Origin of the sequence: Pseudomonas putida, assembly GCF_050989985.1 — a bacterium.
GTDB lineage: Bacteria > Pseudomonadota > Gammaproteobacteria > Pseudomonadales > Pseudomonadaceae > Aquipseudomonas > Aquipseudomonas putida_AI.
The window spans coordinates 4,869,403-4,888,351 of record NZ_CP158815.1 but is presented as its reverse complement, the minus strand read 5'-3'; the positions used below and the strand labels follow the sequence as shown (position 1 = coordinate 4,888,351).

At 61.6% G+C, this 18,949-nt stretch carries 18 protein-coding genes; 6 read left to right on the top strand and 12 right to left on the bottom strand.

The window, feature by feature from the left end:
• Positions 1 to 267: 267 nt before the first annotated feature.
• On the top strand, positions 268 to 1,968 hold the full coding sequence (locus tag ABTV29_RS22400) for a putative bifunctional diguanylate cyclase/phosphodiesterase (protein ID WP_433766836.1): 1,701 nt from the start codon (positions 268 to 270) through the stop codon (positions 1,966 to 1,968).
• Between the two features lie 5 nt (positions 1,969 to 1,973).
• Here the strand turns inward: ABTV29_RS22400 and ABTV29_RS22395 are convergent, their stop codons facing one another.
• The gene (locus ABTV29_RS22395; RefSeq protein ID WP_433766835.1) at positions 1,974 to 2,714 is read right to left on the bottom strand and encodes a substrate-binding periplasmic protein; all 741 of its coding nucleotides are present in this window, start codon (positions 2,712 to 2,714) and stop codon (positions 1,974 to 1,976) included.
• A gap of 134 nt (positions 2,715 to 2,848) precedes the next feature.
• Between ABTV29_RS22395 and dnaX the strand changes: the two genes are divergently transcribed.
• The 5 genes from dnaX to ABTV29_RS22370 all read left to right on the top strand — a co-directional run bounded on the left by dnaX (position 2,849) and on the right by ABTV29_RS22370 (position 8,654).
• Complete coding sequence (gene dnaX / locus ABTV29_RS22390; protein ID WP_433766834.1) at positions 2,849 to 4,924, top strand: DNA polymerase III subunit gamma/tau; 2,076 nt, start codon at positions 2,849 to 2,851, stop codon at positions 4,922 to 4,924.
• A 67-nt stretch (positions 4,925 to 4,991) separates the two neighbouring features.
• Positions 4,992 to 5,330, top strand: a complete 339-nt coding sequence (locus tag ABTV29_RS22385) for a YbaB/EbfC family nucleoid-associated protein (RefSeq protein WP_175377957.1) — start codon at positions 4,992 to 4,994, stop codon at positions 5,328 to 5,330.
• A 262-nt stretch (positions 5,331 to 5,592) separates the two neighbouring features.
• Complete coding sequence (locus tag ABTV29_RS22380; RefSeq protein WP_433766833.1) at positions 5,593 to 6,627, top strand: NADP-dependent oxidoreductase; 1,035 nt, start codon at positions 5,593 to 5,595, stop codon at positions 6,625 to 6,627.
• A 74-nt stretch (positions 6,628 to 6,701) separates the two neighbouring features.
• Positions 6,702 to 7,304 (top strand): recombination mediator RecR, encoded by a 603-nt coding sequence (recR, locus tag ABTV29_RS22375; RefSeq protein ID WP_110967172.1) that lies wholly within the window; start codon positions 6,702 to 6,704, stop codon positions 7,302 to 7,304.
• 201 nt (positions 7,305 to 7,505) lie between these two features.
• Positions 7,506 to 8,654 (top strand): acyl-CoA dehydrogenase family protein, encoded by a 1,149-nt coding sequence (locus ABTV29_RS22370; protein ID WP_433766832.1) that lies wholly within the window; start codon positions 7,506 to 7,508, stop codon positions 8,652 to 8,654.
• A 122-nt stretch (positions 8,655 to 8,776) separates the two neighbouring features.
• On the opposite strand, the gene ABTV29_RS22365 is transcribed toward ABTV29_RS22370, so the two are convergent.
• The 11 genes from ABTV29_RS22365 to ABTV29_RS22315 form a co-directional block, all read right to left on the bottom strand.
• Positions 8,777 to 9,325: an adenine phosphoribosyltransferase gene (locus tag ABTV29_RS22365; RefSeq protein ID WP_433766831.1), complete on the bottom strand. Its 549-nt coding sequence runs from the start codon at positions 9,323 to 9,325 to the stop codon at positions 8,777 to 8,779.
• Between the two features lie 81 nt (positions 9,326 to 9,406).
• Entirely contained in the window at positions 9,407 to 10,141 is a 735-nt protein-coding gene (fnr, locus tag ABTV29_RS22360) for a fumarate/nitrate reduction transcriptional regulator Fnr (RefSeq protein ID WP_433766830.1), read from the bottom strand.
• A gap of 93 nt (positions 10,142 to 10,234) precedes the next feature.
• Positions 10,235 to 11,617, bottom strand: a complete 1,383-nt coding sequence (hemN, locus tag ABTV29_RS22355; protein WP_433771978.1) for an oxygen-independent coproporphyrinogen III oxidase — start codon at positions 11,615 to 11,617, stop codon at positions 10,235 to 10,237.
• Between the two features lie 203 nt (positions 11,618 to 11,820).
• On the bottom strand, positions 11,821 to 12,504 hold the full coding sequence (locus ABTV29_RS22350) for a sulfite exporter TauE/SafE family protein (RefSeq protein WP_433766829.1): 684 nt from the start codon (positions 12,502 to 12,504) through the stop codon (positions 11,821 to 11,823).
• Positions 12,497 to 12,715 carry a cbb3-type cytochrome oxidase assembly protein CcoS gene (gene ccoS / locus ABTV29_RS22345; RefSeq protein WP_433766828.1) on the bottom strand — a complete coding sequence of 73 codons (219 nt, stop codon included), beginning with the start codon at positions 12,713 to 12,715 and terminating at the stop codon, positions 12,497 to 12,499. Before ccoS ends, ABTV29_RS22350 begins: the two co-directional genes overlap by 8 nt.
• A gap of 22 nt (positions 12,716 to 12,737) precedes the next feature.
• Complete coding sequence (locus ABTV29_RS22340) at positions 12,738 to 15,188, bottom strand: heavy metal translocating P-type ATPase (RefSeq protein ID WP_433766827.1); 2,451 nt, start codon at positions 15,186 to 15,188, stop codon at positions 12,738 to 12,740.
• A gap of 127 nt (positions 15,189 to 15,315) precedes the next feature.
• On the bottom strand, positions 15,316 to 15,855 hold the full coding sequence (locus ABTV29_RS22335; RefSeq protein WP_433766826.1) for a FixH family protein: 540 nt from the start codon (positions 15,853 to 15,855) through the stop codon (positions 15,316 to 15,318).
• Between the two features lie 11 nt (positions 15,856 to 15,866).
• Positions 15,867 to 17,282, bottom strand: a complete 1,416-nt coding sequence (ccoG, locus tag ABTV29_RS22330; protein WP_433766825.1) for a cytochrome c oxidase accessory protein CcoG — start codon at positions 17,280 to 17,282, stop codon at positions 15,867 to 15,869.
• Between the two features lie 206 nt (positions 17,283 to 17,488).
• Entirely contained in the window at positions 17,489 to 17,653 is a 165-nt protein-coding gene (locus ABTV29_RS22325; RefSeq protein WP_433766824.1) for a hypothetical protein, read from the bottom strand.
• A gap of 125 nt (positions 17,654 to 17,778) precedes the next feature.
• On the bottom strand, positions 17,779 to 18,762 hold the full coding sequence (gene ccoP, locus ABTV29_RS22320; protein ID WP_433766823.1) for a cytochrome-c oxidase, cbb3-type subunit III: 984 nt from the start codon (positions 18,760 to 18,762) through the stop codon (positions 17,779 to 17,781).
• Positions 18,759 to 18,944, bottom strand: a complete 186-nt coding sequence (locus ABTV29_RS22315; RefSeq protein ID WP_032831505.1) for a CcoQ/FixQ family Cbb3-type cytochrome c oxidase assembly chaperone — start codon at positions 18,942 to 18,944, stop codon at positions 18,759 to 18,761. Before ABTV29_RS22315 ends, ccoP begins: the two co-directional genes overlap by 4 nt.
• Positions 18,945 to 18,949: the final 5 nt, after the last annotated feature.

Here is an 18,949-nt window from a genome sequence, read left to right as displayed (position 1 = left end):
TCAATTTCCATTCCGAATCAAGAACTTAACGACAGTCACCGGCATCGGCGGGTAGGCGCGACTTTCGCCTTGTCTTGCAAAATATGACGCATCTCGTAGAATCGCCGCCCCAAACAGGTAGTTAACGGCCTGTTCCCGGAAGTTAGAAAAATAATACAAGCCAGCATGGCGTTCGCTCAGCCGCGTTTCGAGAGTCATTGGACAGTCTTGATGTCCTGATTCCGCACAGGCAAGCGCCGTCAATGCCAGCAACAGCGAGTCTGACTCATGGATGAGAAGTACCGCAGGGCCGTGGATGCCGCCGCCATTTTTTCCGAGACCGATCCGTCCGGCCGGATTACCCACGTCAATGATCAATTCTGCGCAGTCTCTGGCTATAGCCGGGAAGAACTGCTCGGGCAAAACCATCGTCTGCTCAATTCCGGCGTACATCGGGCGGAGTTTTTCGCCGGGATGTGGCGCACCATCGCGTCTGGCAACGTCTGGAAGGGCGAAATCTGCAATCGCGCAAAAGATGGCAGCCTGTATTGGGTAGAAAGCACCGTCGTGCCCGTTCTCGATAAGGCCACGGGGCACGTGGAGCGCTACCTGTCGATTCGTTTCGATATCAGCGCAAAGCGCGAGTTGCTGCACACGCTGCAATGGCGCGTGGGGCATGACGTGCTGACCGGGTTGCCCAATCGCGCATTCCTCTCTGACCTGCTGGACCAGGCGCTGGAGTTCTCCCGACAGGAAAATACCCCGCTGGCGGTGTGCATGCTCGACCTCGACGGCTTCAAGGCGGTCAACGATGGCTATGGGCATGCTGCCGGCGATCTATTGTTGGTGGAAGTTGCCAAACGATTGCGCGGTATCGTGCGCGGCGAGGATGTGGTGGCGCGCCTGGCCGGTGACGAATTCGTGCTGGTGCTGCGCCATGTGCACGATTTGCCGGAATTGCGCTGCGCGCTGGACCGGGTGCTGGAAGAGATTTCGTTGCCTTACTCGTTCAGGGGCAAGGACATCAACGTATTCGCCAGCATCGGTGTCACGCTGTTTCCCCAGGACAATGAAGATGCCGAAACCCTGCTGCGCCATGCCGATCAGGCGATGTACGTGGCCAAGCAGGGCGGTCGCAAGCGCTTTCATCTATTCGATGTATCCCGGGACCAGGAGGTCAAGGCTACTCACCAGACCGTGGAGCAGGTACGTCAGGCGCTGGCCGGCGACGAGCTGTGTCTGCACTTCCAACCCAAGGTCAACATGCGCAGTGGCGAAGTCGTTGGGTTCGAGGCGTTGTTGCGTTGGGAGCACCCGCAGAATGGCACGGTGCCTGCCCGTGAGTTTTTGCCGCTGGTTGAAGAGACCGACCTGATCATCGAAATCGGCGACTGGGTGATGAATCAAGTGCTGGCGCAGCTGGATCAGTGGCGGCAAGCCGGGCATGGCTGGCCGGTGAGCGTCAACATCGCGGCGCGGCATTTTCAGCGGACGGATTTTGTCGAGCGCCTGAAAAACCTGCTGGCGCGGCACCCGAACGTTGTCCCGCAGCGGCTCGATCTGGAAATCGTCGAGGCGGTCGCCATCGAAAATATCCAGCACGTCAGCGATTGTCTGCGGGCCTGTCAGGCGCTGGGGGTGCAGTTTTCGCTGGGGGATTTCGGCACGGGATATTCGTCCCTGAGCTACCTCAAGCGCTTGCCGACCCAAGCCATCAAGATCGATAGGTCCTTTGTGCGCGACATCCTGCATGACCGCGACGACCTTGCCCTGACCACAGCAGTCATCGGCCTGGCCCGGGCATTCGGTCGGCAGGTGATTGCCGAGGGGCTGGAAAGCGCCGAACACGGTGAATTGTTGCTGCAATTGGGGTGCGATGTGGCTCAGGGATATTTCATCGCCCAACCGATGCCACCTTCGGCAGTGCCGGGCTGGGTGGCGGGATTTGTCGCGCCGCCGCAGTGGCGGGCGATGGACCCGACGGTCTGAGGCAATTACGGCTTGCCGCCGATATATAGCCTGATGATGTCATCGATTTCCCCGGACATTTTCATCTGTACCAGTGTGCGCAATATCCGTTGCGCAGGCACTTCGGGGTCATTGCGCACATAGCAGCCGACATTTTGCACCTGCAGTACCGCCACGCCTTGCAGTTGCTGGTCCGGCAACAAGCGCTGGTTGAACCAGTCCAGTGTCCATTGATTGCTGACGGCATAGTGATTGCGGCCGGCCAGGAGTTTTTCCAACACCAGTTCCTGATTGCGGGCGTCGTCCCGTTGCAATTGATTGGCGTCGAACAGCGGTTGCAGGGTCGGATAGCTGTAGCCGAGCACGGTGCCGATGGTCTGTCGCGGCAGGCTCGCAGGCAGCACGGATGATTGCGGGGAAGGGCGGCTGACCAGCAGATCGGGCTGGGTCCAGAGCGGGATGCTCCACAGATAGTTGCCGGACTGGTTGGGCAGCCAGGACTGTGCGGCGTAGCAACGGACATCGACTTCGCCCTGTTCCATCGCGTTTTGTACCCGGCTGCGAGGCAAAACGTGAAATTCCGCGGGGGCGCCCACCTGGGTCGCGAGGCTGAGCATCACGTCGTACAGGATGCCCTGGGTCGGCCGGCCATGTTCCAGCTGCACCATCGGCATCGTCCAACTGTCGGGCACCACGAAGCGCAATGGCGCCTCGGCAGCAACGCCGTTCAGGCTGATCAACAGCAATGCCCCCATGGCCAGCCGCATAAACGCTCCGCGATTTTTTATACAAAAGCCCCCAAAAAGCAGCTTAGCCAGAATAGACGAGCACACCGGATGCAATTTTGCCCTTGCTCCGCTAGCATTAGCCGCTTCTGCTTCTTTCGCTGCGATGGTTTTCGATGAGTTATCAGGTTCTTGCACGTAAATGGCGTCCGCGCTCGTTCCGCGAAATGGTCGGCCAGACCCATGTGCTCAAGGCTCTGATCAATGCCTTGGACAGCCAGCGATTGCACCACGCCTACCTGTTCACCGGTACGCGTGGGGTCGGCAAGACCACGATCGCTCGAATCATCGCTAAATGCCTGAACTGTGAAACAGGTATCACTTCCTCACCCTGTGGCGAGTGTTCGGTGTGTCGCGAGATCGATGAAGGCCGCTTTGTCGACCTGATCGAAATCGACGCCGCCAGCCGCACCAAGGTCGAGGACACTCGCGAACTGCTGGACAACGTGCAATATGCCCCGAGCCGTGGGCGCTTCAAGGTCTACCTGATCGACGAAGTGCACATGCTCTCCAGCCATTCCTTCAATGCGCTGCTCAAGACCCTCGAAGAACCGCCACCCTACGTCAAGTTCATCCTGGCCACCACCGACCCGCAGAAACTTCCTGCAACGATTCTCTCGCGGTGCCTGCAGTTCTCCCTGAAAAACATGACACCTGAGCGTGTGGTCGAGCATTTGACCCACGTGCTGGGCGTCGAGAACGTGCCGTTCGAAGACGATGCGCTGTGGCTGCTGGGTCGCGCCGCCGATGGTTCGATGCGCGATGCCATGAGCCTGACCGACCAGGCGATAGCCTTTGGTGAAGGCAAGGTGCTGGCCGCCGATGTGCGAGCGATGCTCGGCACCCTCGATCACGGTCAGGTCTATGACGTGCTGCATGCGCTGATCGAGGGCGATGCCAAGGCCTTGCTCGAAGCGGTCCGCCACCTCGCCGAACAAGGCCCTGACTGGAATGGCGTGCTCTCGGAAATCCTCAACGTGCTGCACCGTGTCGCCATTGCCCAGGCTCTGCCTGATGGCGTCGACAACGGCCACGGCGATCGTGACCGGGTGCTGGCGCTGGCCCAGGCCCTGCCGGCTGAAGACGTACAGTTCTACTACCAGATGGGCCTGATCGGCCGCCGCGACCTGCCTCTGGCGCCGGATCCGCGGGGCGGCTTCGAAATGGTGTTGCTGCGGATGCTTGCCTTCCGGCCCGCCGACACCGCGGACGCCCCAAGGCAACCGCTAAAGCCAGTGGGGATCAGCCAGGCCACAGTTGATTCCGCCAAATCCGTGGCTGCCGCGCCGGTTGCTGCGCCGGTAGTCGCTGCGGCAGTTGCTCCGGTTGCGGCGGTCTCGGCCCCTGAGCCGGCTCCCGCGCCTGAACCCGAACCGGTTGCGCCAGTGGTTGTGCCGGAGCCTGTGGTCGAAGCGGTTCCGGCCGAAGAAGTGATCGACCTGCCATGGAATGATCCGGTCGAACCTGCGTCCATGCAGCAGCCTGCCGTGGAGCCACTGCTGGAGACCGTCAGCGAACAACCCGAATTGCCTCCGGTGATGGCGCCGACGCCTGACAGCGTGGTTCCGGACGCACCGGAATGGGCCGCCGCGCCGATCCCGGAGCCGACCGTGGCCGAGGTCGATGCCGCCACGCCGGGCATGGATCTGGACGATGAGCCGCCGCTGGACGAGGATTACATCGAGCCGGACATGGATTCGGCCTACAGCTACCTCGATGACCTGGCCAGTGAACATACCGCCGAGCCTGCGCCGGAACCCGAACCGGAACCCGCCGCCGCGCCGGCCACCGGCCTGGCGCTGCAATGGCTGGAGCTGTTCCCGAAACTGCCGATTTCCGGCATGACCGGCAGCATCGCCGCCAACTGCACGCTGATCGCCGTGGATGGCGACAATTGGCTGCTGCACCTGGACCCGGCCCACAGTGCCCTGTTCAACGCCACGCAGCAGCGTCGCCTGAACGATGCGCTGAACCAGTATCACGGGCGAACCCTGACGCTGACCATGGAGCTGATCAAGCCCGAGCAGGAAACCCCGGCCCAGGCCGCCTCTCGCCGGCGTGCAGACCGTCAGCGCGAGGCTGAGGAATCGATCCACGGTGATCCGTTCATCCAGCAAATGATGCAGCAGTTCGGTGCGGTGATCCGTAACGATACTATTGAACCTGTCGAAGCCCTGGTCAGTCAGGGCTAATAACTGAAGGCGTCCGGCCGTAAGCCCCGGGCGCCGTTTTAAATCCGGTACTTTTGAGGTGATTCCCATGATGAAAGGTGGCATGGCCGGCCTGATGAAGCAGGCGCAGCAGATGCAGGAAAAAATGGCCAAGATGCAGGAAGAACTGGCCAATGCCGAAGTCACCGGCCGTGCCGGTGGCGATATGGTCACCCTGGTGATGACCGGTCGTCACGACGTGAAGAGCATCAGCATCGACCCGAGCCTGGTCGAAGGCCTGAGCGAAGACGACAAAGAGATGCTGGAAGCAGTTATCGCTGCCGCCTTCAACGACGCCGTGCGCAAGATCGAAGCCAACAGCCAGGAAAAAATGGGCAGCATGACCGCTGGCATGCAACTGCCTCCAGGCATGAAGCTGCCATTCTGATTCGCCTTTGGGCGTCGGATGAGCTACAAAAAAGTGCCAGGCATTGCGCCTGGCATTTTTGTTTTTGCCTGTTGGTGCTGTAGCGCCCGTGAAATCGCCTTCGCGAGCAGGCTCGCTCCCACAGGAGGAATACGATTAACTGTGGGAGCGAGCCTGCTCGCGATGAGGTCGATGCGGTATCACTGACGAATCATCGAACGCTCCACCGCCCCAAAGGTCTGCTCCTTACTATCCCCGATCATCGATCACAGGAGACGCTGCCATGACTGACCCGCTGACCCTCAACCAACGCATCGTCCTGGCCTCGCGCCCCGTCGGCGCGCCGACCCCCGAGAACTTCCGCCTGGAGCGTGTAGCACTGCCCGAGCTGGCCGACGGCGAGGTGCTGCTCAAGACGCTATATCTGTCCCTGGACCCCTACATGCGTGGGCGCATGAGTGACGCGCCGTCCTACGCGGCACCGGTGGAAATCGGTGCGGTGATGACCGGTGGCGCGGTCAGTCGGGTCGAGCGTTCGCTCAATCCGAAGTTTCAGGAAGGCGATCTGGTGGTGGGCGCCACGGGCTGGCAGAGCCACAGCATCAATGACGGCCGCAGCATCATGCCGATCCCGTCGGGGCTGCCGAGCCCCTCCATGGCCCTCGGCGTGCTGGGCATGCCGGGCATGACGGCCTACATGGGCCTGATGGATATCGGCCAGCCGAAGTCCGGCGAAACCCTGGTGGTCGCGGCCGCTTCCGGTGCAGTGGGTTCGGTGGTCGGGCAAGTGGCGAAGCTCAAGGGCTTGCGCGTGGTGGGTGTGGCCGGGGGCGCGGACAAATGTCGCTATGTGGTGCAAGAGCTGGGCTTCGACGCCTGCATCGACCACAGGAGTGTGGACTTCGCCGATGAACTGGCCAAAGCCTGCCCCAAGGGCATCGACATCTATTACGAAAACGTCGGCGGCAAGGTGTTCGACGCGGTGGTGCCGTTGCTCAATCCCAAGGCGCGGATTCCGCTGTGTGGCCTGATTGCTTCCTACAACGCCACCCAGGCGCCGAGCGGGCCGGATCGCCTGCCTCAGTTGCAGCGGACGCTGCTGACCAAGCGCGTGCGGATTCAGGGTTTCATTGTGTTCGACGACTATGGCGACCGCCAGCCGGAATTTGCCAGCGCCATGGCGCCCTGGGTGCGCGACGGCAAGGTCAAGTTCCGCGAAGATGTGGTCGATGGCCTGGAGAACGCACCCCAGGCGTTCATCGGTCTGCTGGAGGGGCGCAACTTCGGCAAGCTGGTGATTCGGGTCGCCCAGGCCTGAGTGGCATAGCCATTTGACGCTAACCAGAGGCGCGGGTATAAACCGCGTCTCGTTGTTTTGTCGGATGTTTCCCCATGAGCTTCAGCCCTTTGATTCGCCAACTGATCGATGCCCTGCGCGTGCTGCCGGGCGTGGGTCAGAAAACCGCCCAGCGCATGGCGTTGCAGTTGCTCGAACGTGATCGCAGTGGTGGCGTGCGACTGGCGCAGGCCATGAGCCAGGCCATGGAAGGGGTCGGCCACTGCCGTCTGTGCCGCACGCTGACTGAAGATGACCTGTGCCCGCAATGCGCCGACACCCGGCGCGACGACACTTTGCTGTGCGTCGTGGAAGGACCGATGGACGTCTACGCGGTGGAGCAGACGGGCTTTCGCGGTCGCTATTTCGTGCTCAAGGGGCACCTGTCACCCCTCGATGGCCTGGGGCCGGAGGCCATTGGCATTCCGCAGTTGATGGCGCGGATCGAAGAAGCGGGGACGTTCACCGAAGTCATCCTCGCCACCAACCCGACCGTCGAAGGCGAAGCCACGGCGCATTACATCGCCCAGTTGCTCAGCAGCAAAGGCCTGGTCGCTTCGCGCATTGCCCATGGCGTGCCGCTGGGCGGGGAGCTGGAGTTGGTGGATGGCGGGACGTTGGCGCATTCGTTTGCCGGGCGTAAGCCGATTTCTCTCTGAAGTCAGGCGCTATATGGATTGACGCCATCGCGAGCAGGCTCGCTCCCACAGGTTCTGCGCCGATCTCAAGATGGTGGATATCCTGTGGGAGCGGGCTTGCCCGCGATGCAGGCGCCTCGGTCTCCCTGATTCACACCTTTCTGTTGAAAACCAAGCAAGCGCTCGGTTAACGTCGGCGAACCCCTTCCGTGGAGTTCGCCGATGCCTGCCTTTGCCGAATACTTCGACCCCAGCCACCAATTGATCCGCGACAGCGTCCGACGTTTCGTCGAGCGCGAGATTCTTCCGGGCATCGACCAGTGGGAAGAGGCCGAAAGCTTCCCCCGTGAGCTCTATCTCAAGGCCGGCGCGGCGGGGATTCTCGGTATCGGTTACCCGGAACGTTTCGGCGGCAGCCATGAAGGCGACCTGTTTGCCAAGGTCGCCGCCAGCGAAGAACTGATGCGTTGTGGCTCCGGCGGCTTGGTGGCGGGGCTGGGGTCGCTGGATATCGGTCTGCCGCCGATCCTCAAGTGGGCCAGGCCCGAAGTCCGGGACCGGGTCGTGCCGCAGGTGTTGTCGGGCGAGAAGATCAGCGCCCTGGCTGTCACCGAACCCGGCGGCGGTTCCGATGTAGCGAACCTGCAAACCCGCGCCGTGCGCGACGGCGATGTTTACCGGGTCAACGGCAGCAAGACCTTCATTACCAGTGGCGTACGCGCAGATTTTTATACGGTCGCGGTGCGCACCGGCGAGCCGGGTTTCGCCGGCATCAGCCTTTTGTTGATCGAGAAGGGCACTCCCGGCTTCACCGTGGGGCGGCAGCTGAAAAAGATGGGCTGGTGGGCATCGGACACCGCCGAACTGTTCTTCGATGACTGCAAGGTGCCTGTGGACAATCTGATCGGCGGGGAAAACATGGGCTTCGCCTGCATCATGGGCAATTTCCAGAGCGAGCGCCTGGCGCTGGCCCTGATGGCCAACATGACCGCGCAGCTTGCGCTGGAAGAAAGCCTGAAGTGGGCACGCGAGCGCGAGGCCTTCGGCAAGCCCATCGGCAAGTTCCAGGTGATCAAGCACCGCCTCGCGGAAATGGCCACGGCGCTGGAAGTCTCAAGGGAATTCACCTACCGGCAGGCGGCGAAAATGGCTGCCGGGCAGAGCGTGATCAAGGAAATTTCCATGGCCAAGAATGTCGCCACTGACACTGCTGACCGAATTACCTTTGACGCCGTGCAGATCCTCGGCGGCCTGGGTTACATGCGCGAAAGCCTGGTGGAGCGGCTGTACCGGGATAACCGGATTCTGTCGATTGGCGGGGGGACGCGGGAAGTGATGAACGAGATCATCAGCAAGCAGATGGGGCTTTGAATATGTGGTGCTGTGGCAGGCGCAATCGCGAGCAGGCTCGCTCCCACAAGGGATTTTCTGTGAACACAAATGTTGTGTACGACAAAAATCAACTGTGGGAGCGAGCCTGCTCGCGATGATGTTTACTGTTCGGAGAGGGCAAACTGCGTCAGGCAGAACGTCGGAATCCCCATGTCTTGCAGACGCTGCGACCCACCCAGTTCCGGCAGATCAATGATCGCCGCCGCTTCATGCACCCGGGCGCCCATGCGGCGGATCAGGTTCGCCGCTGCAATCAGGGTGCCGCCTGTCGCGATCAGGTCATCGAACATCACCACCGAATCGCCTTCGCACAAGCTGTCGGCATGAACTTCCAGGAAGGCTTCGCCGTATTCGGTCGCGTAACCCTCGGCCAGCACGTCGGCGGGCAACTTGCCTTGCTTGCGGAACAGCACCAGCGGTTTGTTCAGTTGATAGGCCAGCACCGAGCCGATCAGGAAGCCACGGGCGTCCATGGCGCCGATGTGGGTGAAATCGGCCTCGACATAACGATGGGCGAAGCTGTCCATCACCACGCGCATGGCCGTTGGCGACTGGAACAGCGGGGTGATGTCGCGAAAAATCACGCCCGGCTTGGGAAAGTCGATCACTGGGCGGATAAGGGATTTGATGTCGAAGGAGTCGAGGGCCATCGTGGTGTTGTCCTGGCAGGGCTGCAAACGGCGCATTATAACGGCGGCTGAACCGTTTCGCTCAGCCGCAAATCGGCGGGATCAATCTTCGACCGAACCACCGGCCAGGGCGCACAGCTGGATCGGGTCGAGGATGCGGATTTCCTTGCCTTCGGCGGCGATCAGCTCGTTCTGCTGGAAGCGCGTGAACACCCGCGACACGGTTTCCACCGCCAGGCCCAGGTAGTTGCCGATTTCGTTGCGCGACATGCTCAGGCGGAACTGGTTGGCAGAGAAGCCCCGGGCACGGAAACGTGCCGACAGGTTGACCAGGAAGGTGGCGATACGCTCGTCGGCGGTCTTCTTCGACAGCAGCAACATCATCTGTTGATCGTCGCGAATCTCACGGCTCATCACCCGCATCAACTGACGGCGCAGCTGTGGCAGTTGCAGGGCCAGTTCGTCGAGTCGTTCGAAGGGGATTTCACATACCGAGGTGGTTTCCAGGGCCTGTGCCGACACCGGATGTTTTTCGGTGTCCATGCCCGAGAGGCCGACCAGCTCGCTTGGCAGGTGGAAGCCGGTGAGTTGTTCTTCGCCGGCATCGCTCAGGTTGAAGGTTTTCAACGCGCCGGAACGCACGGCGTAAACGGAATCGAAGGTGTCACCCTGGCGGAACAGGAATTCGCCTTTTTTCAGCGGCCGGCCACGTTTGACGATTTCGTCCAGTGCATCCATGTCTTCCAGATTCAGCGACAGTGGCAGGCACAGCGGGGCCAGGCTGCAGTCCTTGCAGTGAGCCTGATTATGAGTGCGCAGTTTTACTGGCTCGGACATTTCTTCAATCCTTGTGGGAAAACACACATAGGCTGTAAGGGTAACTCAGCGCAGGAGGTTGGGGCCAGCGCATGGCGGATTTGTCGCAGCTGGCTAGATCACCCGGGAAAAGCGCTGCTGGCTGTGCTGCTGCAAGTAGGCGTCAAATACCATGCACACCGAACGCACCAACAAGCGCCCGGCAGGCAATACGTTGATTCTTTCGCGATCCAGTTCGATCAACCCATCCTTGGCCATTTGCTGCAATTGCGGCCAAAGTTCGCCGAAATAGCCCTGGAAATCGATGTTGAAAGCCTGTTCGACCTCGGCGAAGTCCAGGCTGAAATGGCAGATCAACTGTTGAATCACGGCGCGGCGAAGCCGGTCATCGGCGTCGCACACCAGGCCACGGCTGGTGGCCAGTTGCGCAGAGGCCAGGCTGTTCTGGTATTGGGTCAGGTCGCTGCTGTTCTGGCAGTACAGATCGCCGATCTGACTGATTGCCGATACTCCCAGGCCGATCAAGTCGCAGTGACCGTGGGTGGTGTAGCCCTGGAAGTTGCGTTGCAGGGTCGATTCTTCCTGGGCAATCGCCAGTTCATCGTCGGGCAGGGCGAAGTGATCCATGCCGATGTAGCGGTAACCGGCAGCGGTCAACTGGTCGATGGTGCGCTGCAGCATCTCCAGTTTCTGCGCGGGCGTCGGCAGGTCATTGCTGTTGATCCGCCGTTGCGGCATGAACCGTTCCGGCAGGTGGGCGTAGTTGAAGACCGAGAGTCGGTCCGGTTGCAGGTTGATGACCTCCTCGACGGTGCGGGCGAAGTTGTCCGGGGTCTGTTTCGGCAAGCCGTAGATCAGGTCGATGTTGATCGAGCGGAATTGCAGGGTGCGGGCCGCGTCGATCACCGCACGGGTTTGCTCCAGGGTCTGCAGGCGATTGACCGCGCGCTGTACCGCCGGATCGAGGTCTTGCAGGCCGATGCTGACCCGGTTGAAGCCCAGCTCGCGCAACAGCCCCATGGTCGACCAATCGGCTTCACGGGGGTCGATTTCGATGCCGTAGTCGCCGGAATCGTCGTCGAGCAAATTGAAGTGCTCGCGCAGGTGCGCCATCAGTTGACGCAATTCGTCATGGCTGAGGAAGGTCGGCGTGCCGCCACCGAAATGCAACTGTTCGACTTTTTGCGCCGGGTCCAGATGGCAGGCGATGAGCTGGATTTCCTGTTCCAGGCGCTGCAGGTAGGGCAGGGCGCGGCCACGATCCTTGGTGATGACTTTGTTGCAGGCGCAGTAGTAGCAAATGTTCGCGCAGAACGGCACGTGCACGTACAGCGACAAGGGCCGCAGGGCCTTGCGACTGTCGCGCAGGGCGTGAAGCAGATCGAAGCTGCTGACCTGGGCGTTGAATTGCATGGCGGTCGGATAGGAGGTGTAGCGCGGTCCCGCCAGGTCATAACGGCGGATCAGATCGGTGTCCCAACGAATGGCGTCGAGCAGCATGCGGGCATCCCCCGGAATGGGCTGGCGGTGCTGGCCAGTCTAGGGGGCGGGAGGGTTGGGGATCTTGATTTGCGTCAAGGGTGGTTGTTGGCTTTGATGCTTTTTGTGGCGAGGGAGCTTGCTCCCGCTGGACTGCGCAGCAGGCCTGTTTCTTTTGGGCCGCTTCGCGCCCGGCGGGAGCAAGCTCCCTCGCCACAGGATCAGTGCCCCATCAACCAATGCTGATGCGGCCCCGGCAAGGTCCAGATGCCAAACAGCATGACCAGCAACCCGCCGGCCATGCGCACGCTACGCTTGCGCAACAACGCCGTCACCCGCTCCGCCGCCAGCCCCGTGGCGAGCAGCACCGGCCAGGTGCCGAGGCCGAACGCGAGCATCAGCAGCGCGCTGTCCAGCGCATTGCCCTGGCTGGCCGACCACAGCAGGGTGCTGTAGACCAGGCCGCACGGCAGCCAGCCCCAGAGTGCGCCCAGCAGCAATGCGCGGGGAAAGCTCGACACCGGCAACAGTTTGTTCGCAATGGGCTGGATATGCCGCCACAGGCCGCGGCCGAGGCTTTCGATGCGTGTCAGGCCGCTCCACCAGCCAGCCAGGTACAGGCCCATGGCAATCAGCAACAAGCCGGCGAGCACGCGCATGAACATCGCCGCCGGGCTGTTGGCCACCGCCCAGCCGGCCAGGCCAATCAGCAGGCCGGCAGTGGCATAGCTGAGAATTCGACCGAGGTTGTAAGCCAGCAGCAGGCGAAAGCGGCGGCTGCGCTGTTCCTTGGGAATCGCCAGGGTCAGCGCGCCCATCAAGCCGCCGCACATGCCCAGGCAATGACCGCCACCGAGCAGACCAAGAATCACCGCAGACACCAGCAATGGCGCCAATTCAAGCATGGGGCGGCGCCTTGTCGTCGGGTTTGCCCGGCTGGCCGCTGGCCTCGTCGACGGCTGCGGTGTGGTTCGGGTCCTGGTCGTCGAACAGGATGCTGTGGGCCGGACCGTCGAGGTCGTCGTACTGACCGCTGTCGACTGCCCAGAAGAAAATGAAGATAGCGATGGCCACGATCAGCAGTGCGGCCGGGATCATCACGTAAAGAGCTGGCATCTGGACTCCATGCCCGAGCGGCTCAGGCCGGCAGCGGGCGGGTTTCTGGCGTGGTGGCTGCAACCGGCGCACTTGGCAGGCGAGTCAGGCGCAGGGCATTGAGCACCACGGTCAACGAACTGATGGACATGCCAACCGCGGCCCACACCGGGGTGATCCAGCCGAGGGCGGCGAATGGCAACATGAGGCCATTGTACAGCCCGGCCCACAGCAAATTCTCGATGATGACCCGCCGGGTGCGCCGGGCCAGGCTGAACGCTTCTACGAGGGCATCAAGGCGATTGGACAGCAACACCGCATCGGCGCTGGTCTTCGCCAGATCGGTGGCCGAGCCCATGGCGACGCTGATGTCGGCAGCGGCCAGTACCGGCACATCATTGACACCATCTCCGAGCATCAACACCTTGCGGCCCTGTTGGTGCAGCTGCTGCAGAACCTGCAACTTGTCGTCCGGGCGCAGGCCGCCCAGGGCTTCGTCGATGCCGAGTTCGGCCGCGACGCTGGCAACCATCGGCGAACTGTCGCCGGACAGCAGCAAGGTACGCCAACCGCGCGCCTTGCACGCGGCCAGCAGGGCCGGGGCGTCGGCGCGCAGACGGTCATCGAGCACGAACCAGGCCAGTGGCCCCTGTTGATCCCCCAGCAGCAGCCATTGCCCGGCTTCATCCGGCATCAAGGGTTCGGCGACACCGCTGAGTTCGCAGACAAAACCGGGCTGGCCGATACGCAGGCGCTGCTCGCCAACCCGCCCTTCAAGGCCCAGGCCGGGAGAGCTGTGCACCTCTTCGGCGGCCAGTGGCGCGCGACCGAAGGCACGGGCGATGGGGTGCTCGGAACGATTTTCCAGGGCGGCGGCCAGGCTCAGGCATTGATCGCGGTCGAGGGCGCCCAAGGGGCGGATCGAGCGCAGCGCCAGTCGGCCTTCGGTCAGGGTGCCGGTCTTGTCGAAAATCACCGTATCGATCTGGTTCAGGCCTTCGAGCACATGGCCGCGGGTCAGCAACAAACCGAGTTTGTGCAGGGTGCCGGTGGCGGCGGTGAGGGCGGTCGGCGTGGCCAGGGACAGGGCGCAAGGGCAGGTGGCGACCAGCATGGCCAGGACAATCCAGAACGCTCGCGATGAATCCAGCTGCCACCACAGCACGCCAATGCAGAAGGAGGCGATCAGTGTCAGCAACAGGAACCATTGCGAGGCGCGGTCGGCGATTTCCGCCAGTCGCGGTTTTTCGCCCTGGGCGCGATCCAGCAGGCGGACGATGGCGGAGAGCCGAGTGTCCTGGCCGAGCGCCTGGACTTGTACGGTCAACGCGCCTTCGACATTCAGGGTGCCAGCGGTGACAGCGTCGCCTGGGGTGCGAGGTTGCGGCAGGTATTCACCGGTCAGCAGCGATTCATCGATGCTTGATTGGCCGTCGAGAATCTTGCCATCCGCTGGAAGGATCGCCCCCGGATGCACCAGCACCTGATCGCCCACCTTCAGTTCGCTCAGCAAAATGCGTTCGCTCTGGCCGTTGTCGGACAGGCGCAGGCAGGAGGCTGGCAGCAAGTTGACAAGCTGCGCGGTGGCGGCGGCGGTGCGTTCCCGGGCGCGGCGCTCGAGGTAGCGCCCGGCCAGCAGGAACAGAGCAAACATGCCGACCGCATCGAAATACAGTTCGCCGACGCCGGTGATCGAGGTCCAGATCCCGGCGATGTAGGCACTGCCAATCGCCAGCGATACGGAAACGTCCATGGTCAGGTGGCGGGTGCGCAGGTCGCGCATGGCGCCCTTGAAAAACGGTGCGCAGCTGTAGAACACGATCGGGGTGGTGAGGAACATCGCCACCCAGCGCAGAATCGCGTGCAACTCTGGGCTGAGGTCGATGTTGAATTCCGGCCAGGTGGCCATGGTCGCCATCATCGCCTGGAACCACAACAGGCCGGCGACCCCGAGTTGGCGCAGGGCCAGGCGGTTTTCGCTGGCCAGTTGTTCGCTGGCGCGGTCGGGCTGGTAAGGGTGGGCCGCGTAGCCGATGTGGCGCAGTTCGCTGAGTACCTGGCTGAGGGGCAACTGCGCGTCGGCCCAGCGTACGTGCAAACGATGGTTCGACAGGTTCAACCGCGCTTCAGCCACCGCCGGCATCGCGCGCAGGTGTTTCTCAATCAGCCAGCCACAGGCAGCGCAGCTGATGCCTTCCATCAGCAGCGTGGTTTCCGCCAGCTCGCCTTCATGGCGGACAAAGGGTTGCTGCACATCGGCGCGGTCGTACAGCGCCAGTTCATCGACCAACTGCACAGGCAGCGCTTCGGGGTTGGCCGAGGCTTCGCTGCGATGCTGGTAATAGCTTTCCAACCCACCGGCCACAATCGCTTCGGCCACCGCCTGGCAGCCCGGGCAGCAGAATTCGCGGGTTTGCCCAAGGACCGCCGCGGTGAAGCGGCTGCCGGCCGGGACGGGCAGGGCGCAGTGGTAGCAGGGGAGTGGGGTGGTCATTGGATTTTCATTGATACCGCTGAAACTGTAGCGTCGGATAGGGCCTCATCGCGAGCAAGCTCGCTCCCACAGGAGATAGCGGTCCATTGTGGGAGCGAGCCTGCTCGCGATGCGCGAAGCGCGCTGTTTACTTTTTCAGGTCTTCCGCGCCCTGCAGGGGTTCGTCACCCAGCAGCAGGTCCTTTTCATGGTCGACCGATTCTTCCTCGAACAAGCGCCAGATATGGTCGTCCTGAGTGCCGAGCAATTCGACAAAGCGCCGGCCCTCGATCTTGTCGCTCAACTGGCCGAGGTAGCGACCCTGCTCGGTTTCGCTACGGGTCAGGACGATCTTGCGGTCCTTCTCAGGCTGGGTCGGCGAGATCAGGTTGAGCTCGAGGGTTTTGGGCTGGCTGTTGCCGCTCAGGCGCAAGTCGACTTCACCGGTGACATCGTCCATGCGAACGCTGGCGCGCATCAACAGGGTCTGCGCCAGCAGTTCGCGGTCGAGGGAGCGGTTGATGCCTTTACCGGCCTCGTAGTAGTTGTCATTGACCAGGTTGTCCGGGTGGTTCACCGCAATAGTCACCATGGACAAGGTCAGGGTCACCGAGCAGGCCAGAATCCCGATGATGATCCATGGCCAAAGGTGCTTGTACCAGGGGCTTGCGGCGTTTGCTGCGGGCATGATCACTTCTCTCAACGATTTTGTGGGCCGATGAATCGGCTCTTGGCTTCAACGTGAATGCTGGCGTCATCGGCGTCCTTGAGGATGAATTTCACCTCGTTGGTGCTCGATGGCAGGTGTTCCGGGGCCACGGACAGTTCGGCCGGCTGGCTGACGATATCGCCGGCCGCCACCTTGATCTCGCGTCGACCTTGCAGCTTGAGGTCCGGCAGGCCGCTGGCTTCAAGGACATAGGTGTGGTCGCGCTGATCCTTGTTCATGATCTTCAGGCTGTAGACGTTTTCGATCCGGCCCTCGGCGTTTTCGCGATACAGCACGCGGTCCTTGCTGACGTCGAAGCCCACCAGTGAACGCATGAAGAACGCCGTCACCAGCAAGCTGATCATGGCCAGCAGCACCACGGCATAGCCGATCAGGCGCGGACGCAGTTTGTGGGTTTTCTGCCCGGACAGGTTGTGCTCGGTGGTGTAGCTGATCAGGCCGCGCGGGTACTCCATCTTGTCCATGATGGCGTCGCAGGCATCGATGCAGGCGGCACAGCCGATGCATTCGATCTGCAGGCCGTCGCGGATGTCGATGCCGGTCGGGCAGACCTGGACACACATGGTGCAATCGATGCAGTCGCCCAGCCCCTGGGCCTTGTAGTCGATGCCTTTCTTGCGCGGGCCACGGCCTTCACCACGGCGCGGGTCGTAGGAGACGATCAGGGTGTCCTTGTCAAACATCACGCTCTGGAAGCGCGCGTAGGGGCACATGTAAATGCACACCTGTTCACGCAGCCAGCCGGCGTTGCCATAGGTGGCGAGCGTGAAGAAACCGACCCAGAAATACGACCAGCCATCGGCCTCGCCGGTGAAGAAGTCGATGGTCAGTTCGCGGATGGGCGAGAAGTAGCCGACGAAGGTCATGCCGGTGACGAAGCCGATCAGCAGCCACATCGCGTGCTTGCTGAACTTGCGCAGGAACTTGTTGGCGCTCATCGGCGCCTTGTCGAGCTTGATCCGTTGGTTGCGGTCGCCTTCGGTGACCTTTTCGCACCACATGAAGATCCAGGTCCAGACGCTCTGCGGGCAGGTGTAACCGCACCAGACCCGGCCGGCGTAAACCGTGATGAAGAACAGGCCGAACGCAGCGATGATCAGCATGCCCGACAACAGTATGAAATCCTGGGGCCAGAAGGTCGCGCCGAAGATGAAGAATTTACGCTCTGGCAAGTTCCACCAGACGGCTTGATGCCCGCCCCAGTTCAGCCACACCGTCCCGAAATACAGCAGAAACAAAAAGGCACCGCCTGCCATCCGCAGGTTGCGAAACAGGCCGGTGAAGGCGCGGGTGTAGATCTTTTCCCGGGAGGCGTAGAGGTCGACGCTGTTATTCGCGTTTTTGGCGGGCGGAGTAACGTCGTGTACCGGAATCTGGTTGCTCATCGGTTGCATCCCACGGCAGTGGAAAAATGCCTCGGTCAGTACGTGCCGACCGCGGTCAAAAAGGGGTGTTGCAGTGGCGCAATGATACGCCTGTCGCTCTGGCTCAAGGGTGCGACCTTTGGTCACGTTGGTGGAATCCAAATGACCGTGTAATGACCTGTATCAATTGACTTGTGAATTATGGCCGGTTTTCAGGTGGGACGGAGTCAATCCTGCAATGGCCTTCTGATGATGATTGCTCGCGGAGGTTGGAAGTCGATGTTGTCTTCAGGCATCCGTAGACTCTCAACAAGGTCGCAATCGCTGGCACAGTCGGGGGTTTGATCTTCTTGTTGATTGAGGTTTGGTGGCAAGTCGGGGGTGTCTTTCATGATTCAACCCTTGTTGGAAATCCGAGCCTTCCAAACCTAGTGCCTGTCGCGTTTCAGGGCAACGATAAAAAAGGCCCCGCCAATTCACATTGGCGGGGCCTTTTTTGTTGCATCAAGCGTTTGCCTTACTGGGCACCTTCCGCAGCAGCTTTCTCGCCATGAGAGAGGCTGTAGACGTAAGCGGCCAGCAGGTGAACCTTGTCGTTGCCCTGCATTTGCTCTTGCGCAGGCATCTGGCCCTGACGACCGTAACGGATGGTCTGCTGCAGTTGAGCGAAGCTCGAACCGTAGATGAACGCAGCCGGATGAGTCAGGTTAGGTGCGCCCATGGCCGGGGTGCCTTTGCCTTCCGGACCGTGGCAAGCCACGCAGTTGGCGGCGAACAGCTTCTGGCCGTTGACCGGGTCGGCCTTGGTGCCTTCCGGCAGCTTGCGGCCATCGAGGTTGGTCAGTACGAACGCGGCAACGTCCGCAACGCCTTGCTCGCCGATCACTTCAGCCCACGCCGGCATGACCGCGTGGCGGCCGCCCATGATGGTGGTCTTGATGGTTTCCGGCTCACCACCCCAGCGCCAGTCGGCGTCGGTCAGGTTAGGGAAACCGTAGGCGCCCTTGGCGTCGGAACCGTGGCAAACCGAGCAGTTGGAGGCGAACAGGCGGCCGCCCATCTTCAGGGCTTGCGGGTCCTTGGCGACTTCTTCGATCGGCATGGCGGCGAATTTGGCGAAGATCGGACCGAACTTGGCGTCCGAACGGGCCATTTCCTTTTCCCACTCGTGAACGCCAGTCCAGCCGGTCTGGCCGTTGGCGAACGCGGTCTGCTTTTCGTTATCCAGGTAGTTGTAGCCTGGCAGCAGGCCTTTCCAGTTACCCAGGCCCGGGTACAGCACCAGGTAGCCCAAGGCGAAAACGATGGTGCCCACGAACAGCATGAACCACCATTTCGGCAGCGGGTTGTCGTACTCCTCGATCCCGTCGAAAGAGTGTCCAACCGTCTCTTCGGTCGCCTCGCTGCGCTGGCCCTTGCGGGTCGACAGCAGCAGCCAGGTCAGGCAAAAGATCGTACCGAGACTGAGGACTGTGACGTACAGACTCCAGAATGTAGTCATTCTTTGTTACTCCTAGAAGCTTGCTCGACGTGCTTGATGGCTTCGGGATCATCCGCGAAAGGCAGCAAGGTCGCGTCTTCAAACTCCGACTTGCGCTTGGGGCTGAACACCCACAAGGCCAGACCTACGAAGGCCACCATCACGACGACGGTGCCCAGGCCACGAATCATCCCGATATCCATTTAGA